The following is a 4,300-nucleotide window of genomic DNA, read 5'->3' as shown; positions in this document are numbered from 1 at the left end:
GACTCGGATCGCCGCTGATCGGCGAGATGCCGCCGTCGTCGGACGTGGCCCGGGCCGGGGCCGCCGCCGCGGCCGGGTTCGCTCCGGGGATACTCGCGCCGGCCGAGGTACTCGTCATCGGGCCCGGCGCCGGGTCGCAGACCGCGGCGGGTAACCGCCTGGAGGCCGCGCTGCGCCGGCAGCCGGGCGTGGCCACTGTTGTCGGGCCAGCTGCTCTCCCCGCCTCCGTACCGTCACCCAACCCGATGGTCGCCAGGGACGGGCGAGCGATCCGTTTCGCGCTCGTGTACGACACCGATCCGCTGAACGCCACGGCGATCGGGCAGGTGCGGATGCTGGCGGCGCGGCTGCCGGCGCTGGGCAGGGCGGCAGGCCTGCGCGGCGTCCGCTACGAGGTCGGCGGGCAGACCGCGCTGACCAGCGACGCCATCACCTCGACGGCGTCGGATCTATGGCGCGTCGGACTCGCGATCCTCCTCGTGACACTGCTGCTCCTGATGGTGTTCCTGCGCGCCCTGCTGGCACCGGTCTACCTGCTGGCGGCCAGCGTGCTGGCGGTGCTCGCCACGCTCGGGCTGACCGTCGTCATCTGCGACGCGGTCCTCGGGTCGCCGGACCTCGTCTACTTCGTGCCGTTCGCGGCCGGAGTGCTGCTGGTCTCGCTCGGATCGGATTACAACGTGTTCGTGGTCGGGCGGATCTGGGAGGAAGCACGGGCACTGCCGACGCAGGACGCGGTGGCCGTCGCGGCTCCGCGTGCCTCGCGGGCGATCACCACCGCGGGCGTCGCGCTGGCCGCTTCTTTCGGGCTGCTCGCGCTGATACCGCTGGAACAGTTCCGGCAGCTGGCGATCATCATGGCCGTCGGGGTCATGCTGGATTCCGTCGTCGTCCGGTCGTTCCTTGTGCCGGCCCTGGTGGCACTGACCGGCCGTTTCGGGATGTGGCCCGGTCATCAGCGGGTCCGCGTGGCCGCCCGGAGGCCGTCCGAGTTGTCGGACGCGAGCCGCTAGCAGAGCTGGTTAGCGTCGTCGCGCCGGTAACGATGGCTGCCACTGAGTGGGCGACCAGTCTCCCTGCGGGTCCGTGGTCTGCCCCACTTCGATCAGGTAGCCGTCGGGATCGCGGACGTAGCAGCGGGTCTCGTACTGGTGCCGTTTCGGCGGCGTCAGGAACTGCGCGCCGCGGGCGCTCCATTCGGCGTACACGGCCTCGATGTCTTTGACCCGGAAGTTGAGGAAGCTGCTGATCCGGTCCGGATCGGGAGGCGTCTCCAGGGTGACCGTCGGCTTGTCGTCGGTCGGCCCTCCGCCGGTATTGATGACGATCCAGGTGTTGGCGAGCGCGACAACGGTCGGCGTTCCGGAGAAGAGCAGCCGGCCGCCGAGTACTTCGGTGTAGAAGCGCTGAGAGCGCTCGACGTCGTCCGAGACGATGAAGTAGCCCAGCAGAATTCCCTCCGGGGGCGGCGGGAGCTCGGCCATCTGGTACCTCCACTGGTTGGGTCCCACGCCTCGCTTACGACGGGAGCTGCGGCCGATATTACTCGTCGCGCCCGCTTGGCCACCCAGTTCGGTATTAGCGTGCAGTTGTGCTGATTGCAGAGATGCTGCTGCTCACCGCGCTGAATGACAAGGGGAACGTTCCCGTCGGGAGCGGCGCCCTCATCCAGGTCGGCTTGACCGGCGCGCTGTTGGCCGATCTGGCCATTGACGGCCGGCTGGCGGTCGCGGAAGACGGGACAGTACGGGCCGGAGATACCAGGCCCGGCGACGAACTGCTTGCTGATGTCTACGATGCGGTGCGGGAGCATCTGCAGGGCAGGAACGTGAGGCAGGTCATCGGGGGTCTGAGTCATCACATCGGCGGAAGCTGGAATCGTGTCGTCGACCGTCTTACCGACACCGGCGTGCTGGGCCGGGACAGGCCGTCGCTCCTGCGGCCGACCCGTCATCCGGTCCTCGACACGGCGGCGCGCCAGGCGGTCTTGGATCAGATCCGAGCGGCAGCGGCAGGCGAGGGCCCGGTATCCTCGCAGGTCGCGGTGCTCCTTGCGCTGATCGGGCCGTGTCGTCTGCTGGAGCGGGTCGCGCCAGATCCAGGCACTCGCGGCGAGGCGAAGCGGCGGATCGATCGCGTCACCGCTGAAACGCCGGTCGCGCCGGGTGTCGCCAAGATTGTTGACGAATTGATCGTCGCCATCACCGTGACCGCGACAACCGTCCCTCCGTTTTTCGTCTTCTTAGCGGCCGGCCGCGACGTCCTCGTCCAGCGGATCGAGCGGCTCACCGAGCTGCCCGGCGAGCCCGGCGTCACCCTCCAGGTAATGCAGCCTTCGAGAGATAACTCTCGATAGCATTCTATTGACAGATATCTCTCGAGAGTTTACTGTCGAGACGTGTCTGGCGAAGAACGGCCCGAGCCGCGGAATCTCACTGACGCGCGGACGCTGCGCGCCCTCGCGCATCCGGTGCGGATCGCGCTGTACGAGGAGCTGGCCTTCGGCGGCGCGATGACCGCCACCGAGCTGGGCGAGCGGATCGGCGAGACGCCGACCACCTGCTCGTTCCACCTGCGCCAGCTGGCGAAATACGGGTTCGTCGAGGAGGCGGGCGGCGGGAAGGGCCGGGCCAGGCCCTGGCGGCTGACATCCCTCGGATGGAATATCCCCGCCGCGCATGACCCGGAAGCGCAGATCGCGGGCGACCTCGTGCTACGCCTGTCCCGAGAGCGCGCGTTCGGCCGCTATCAGCGGTGGCAGGAAACGAAGTCCGGCTATCCCGGGGAGTGGCGGGAGGCGGCCGACGACAGCGAATATGTCACTTACGTGACCGCGGAAGAGCTGACGCAGGTGAACAAAGAGCTGCACGCCGTGCTGGCGCGATTCCGGGAACGTCTCAAAGACCCGGCCAGGCGCCCGCCCGGCGCCTTGCCGGTGGAAACGCTGCTGCTCTCCTACCCGATCGAGCCACCTCCGGACGACAGTCGTGCCGGGCCGCCCGCGGGCGAGAACGGCTAGAAGCCGAAGAGGTGCTGCGCCGCCCCGGCCCCCATCCCGAACGGACCAAGCTGACTGTCCCGCCCGTGAGGGTCTAGCTCACGGGCGGGACCACATCCGGCCATCCGCACCAGCCAGCCGAGAGGCAACGATGGGACAGTCGCGTAGTTCAGTATTCCCTCCAGCACCCCATGATGACGAACGGCAACGCCGAAAGATCCGGGCACCTGTCACCGCGCGCGTCGCCGGATGGAGCGCGAGACACCGCAAGACCGCGGTCTTCGGCTGGCTGCTGCTGGTCGTCGCCGTCTTCACGGCGGGCCAGGCGATCGGCTCGGCGCAGCTTACGCAGTACGACGCCGGGCAGGCCGGGCAGGCCGAGCGCGTCCTGAACAAGGTCGCGCCCGCGCAGTACAACGCTTACGCCGAGACCGTGCTGATCCAGGCCAAGACCCCCGGTGTCACGTTCGGCTCCGATCCGGCGATGCGGCAGGCCGCAAGCCAGGTGGCGGCCGCGCTGTCGGCTCGGCCGCGGTACGCCGCCGGCATCCGCACCCCGCTGTCGGCCGGCGGGCAGTCGCTGGTATCGAAGGACGGCCGCAGCGCCCTGGTCACGTTCGAGGTTCCCGGCAACGTCGCCGACGTCAACCAGGCGGCGACCACCGACCAGCACGCGGTCGCCACCGTGCAGGCCCGCTACCCGGACCTGCACATCGCCGAATCCGGTGACGCGAGCATCCAGCAGGCGATCAACAACGCGCTGAACTTCAGCAAGGCCGAGGGGATCTCGGTGCCGGTCACGCTACTCCTGCTGCTGCTCGTGTTCGGCGCCCTGGTGGCAGCCGGCATCCCGCTGCTGCTCGCGGTGACCTCGCTGGCAGCGGCCATCGGAGTCCTGATGTTCATCAGCCACGTGCTGCCGGTCCAAAGCGAGGTTTACGAAGTCGTGGTGATCATCGGAATGGCGGTCGGCGTCGACTACTCGCTGTTCTATCTGCGCCGCGAACGCGAGGAACGGGCCAGCGGCCGGTCGTTCCCTGAGGCGCTGCGCATCGCGTCCCGGACGTCCGGGCGCACCATCCTGGTGTCTGGCGGGACCGTGATGGCCGCGCTGTGCGCGCTGTTCCTGGTCGGCGCCGGGCCATTCGCCGGCATAGCGGCCGGGGCCATCGCGGTGGTGTTCATCGCGGTCGCGGGTTCGCTCACCGTGCTGCCCGCGCTGCTGGCCTGGCTCGGGCCGCGCTCCGACGCGGGACGGATCCCGTTCCTGGGCCGGCGGCGGGCCAGCGCCCGCCCGTCGCG

General features: G+C 69.3%; 5 protein-coding genes. 4 read left to right on the top strand and 1 reads right to left on the bottom strand.

Features of this window, described 5'->3' with window-relative positions:
- Positions 1 to 1,013, top strand: a 1,013-nt coding sequence (locus tag WA805_RS24700; protein ID WP_425243520.1) for an MMPL family transporter, incomplete at its 5' end; no start/stop codon positions are given.
- Between the two features lie 9 nt (positions 1,014 to 1,022).
- Here WA805_RS24700 and WA805_RS24695 read toward each other — a convergent pair.
- Positions 1,023 to 1,484, bottom strand: coding sequence for a VOC family protein (locus WA805_RS24695; RefSeq protein ID WP_422275488.1), 462 nt, complete (start codon positions 1,482 to 1,484; stop codon positions 1,023 to 1,025).
- Between the two features lie 107 nt (positions 1,485 to 1,591).
- On the opposite strand from WA805_RS24695, the gene WA805_RS24690 reads away from it, so the two are divergent.
- The 3 genes from WA805_RS24690 to WA805_RS24680 form a co-directional block, all read left to right on the top strand.
- Entirely contained in the window at positions 1,592 to 2,356 is a 765-nt protein-coding gene (locus WA805_RS24690; RefSeq protein ID WP_425243519.1) for a GOLPH3/VPS74 family protein, read from the top strand.
- 42 nt (positions 2,357 to 2,398) lie between these two features.
- Positions 2,399 to 3,019 carry a helix-turn-helix domain-containing protein gene (locus WA805_RS24685; RefSeq protein ID WP_422288298.1) on the top strand — a complete coding sequence of 207 codons (621 nt, stop codon included), beginning with the start codon at positions 2,399 to 2,401 and terminating at the stop codon, positions 3,017 to 3,019.
- A gap of 130 nt (positions 3,020 to 3,149) precedes the next feature.
- The coding region (locus tag WA805_RS24680) for an MMPL family transporter (RefSeq protein WP_425243518.1) at positions 3,150 to 4,300 on the top strand (1,151 nt) is incomplete at its 3' end.

It is taken from the genome of Trebonia sp. (assembly GCF_049794275.1).
In the GTDB taxonomy this organism is placed as follows: domain Bacteria; phylum Actinomycetota; class Actinomycetes; order Streptosporangiales; family Streptosporangiaceae; genus Trebonia.
Note: the sequence above shows the minus strand (reverse complement) of the source record. Positions and strands in the feature narration are given on the sequence as shown.

Bases quoted from the DNA above. Each gene is read 5' to 3' on its own strand.
- WA805_RS24695 (WP_422275488.1), bottom strand. From the start codon at position 1,484: ATGGCCGAGCTCCCGCCGCCCCCGGAGGGAATTCTGCTGGGCTACTTC.